The organism is Ciceribacter sichuanensis, assembly GCF_024055605.1.
Lineage (GTDB): Bacteria > Pseudomonadota > Alphaproteobacteria > Rhizobiales > Rhizobiaceae > Allorhizobium > Allorhizobium sichuanense.
In genome coordinates this window covers 1-995 of record NZ_JAMXLX010000023.1, presented here as the reverse complement: position 1 = coordinate 995, position 995 = coordinate 1, and the positions used below count along the sequence as shown (strand labels likewise).

At 56.9% G+C, this 995-nt stretch carries 1 protein-coding gene and 1 pseudogene; both read right to left on the bottom strand.

All coding sequences use genetic code 11. The annotated features are described in order from the left end of the window. Window positions 1-378 precede the first annotated feature (378 nt). Window positions 379-702 (bottom strand): winged helix-turn-helix transcriptional regulator, encoded by a 324-nt coding sequence (locus NBH21_RS25965; protein WP_250914752.1) that lies wholly within the window; start codon window positions 700-702, stop codon window positions 379-381. Between the two features lie 183 nt (window positions 703-885). Continuing rightward, a pseudogene (locus tag NBH21_RS25960) lies at window positions 886-995 on the bottom strand (IS5-like element ISNeu3 family transposase); the annotation flags it as partial.

Below are 995 nucleotides of genomic sequence, written 5' to 3'. Positions count from 1 at the left end.
GCGACGGGATGCGGTGCTGCACACCCGAAAGGGCTCCGCACCGCACCCCGCCGCTACCGCCACAAACACAACAACCCAAAACCGCTGGAGCGAACTCAAAACTGGATAAAACTTGGGGGCAAGGTCAGCTGCGCTTCTCGGGGCCGTTCCTCTATTATCCCGGTATTATCCCGGCCGGCGCCTTGTGCCCGGGCCTTTGCGCGCCTTTATAGATTTTGTCAGGCAATTGCACAAAGCGTAGATCGCGGCTGGAATAACAAGTGCTCATGAGACGGACCGCGAAGACAGCGCTGCCGGCCGGCTGCGTCCAAGGCGTTCATCAAAGCCGCCGGCGAGTTTGCTGCCGCCGGATATTGGCTCAATTTGTCCCCACAGACCTTAACTTGCATCATATCGGACGCGAGCGCCGCGGATGTTCTCCTGATTGCTGTTCGCCCACGTCACGAGCGCCATAGCCGGCGCAAGAAGTGTCCCTCCCATCTCTGTCAACTCATAGTCCACGCGGGGCGGAATAGTGGGAAACAATGTCCGCTTCACCAACCCGTCACGTTCCAGTCCGCGCAGATTGATCGTCAGCATCCGTTGCGAGATGCCATCGATCCGACGCCGCATTTCATTGAACCGAACCGGTCCGTCCTTGAGCGTTGCGATGATGTAAAGCGTCCATTTGTCGCCAACCAGATCAAGGATTTCCCGGACCATCCGGCAGTCGTCACCTTAACCGGGGGTGGGAAGGTCAGTGTTACTGAGTGTCATCGGAGTGCCTTCTTGCAAGGGAGTGGGTAGTCACCTCAATAGTGTCGGCAACAAGAAGTTTACTGCCCTGATCACCTCAGAGCAAAGGCCGCCTGAAGGCGAACTGCCTGCTCTAGGACGAATCGACATTCATCGGAGCCAAAGCATAGCGGCAACGAGATGGATGACGCCTTTGAAATGAATGGTTCTGCGGTCGTATCGGGTTGAAAGCCGACGGAAGTGCTTCATTCGGTTAAAGC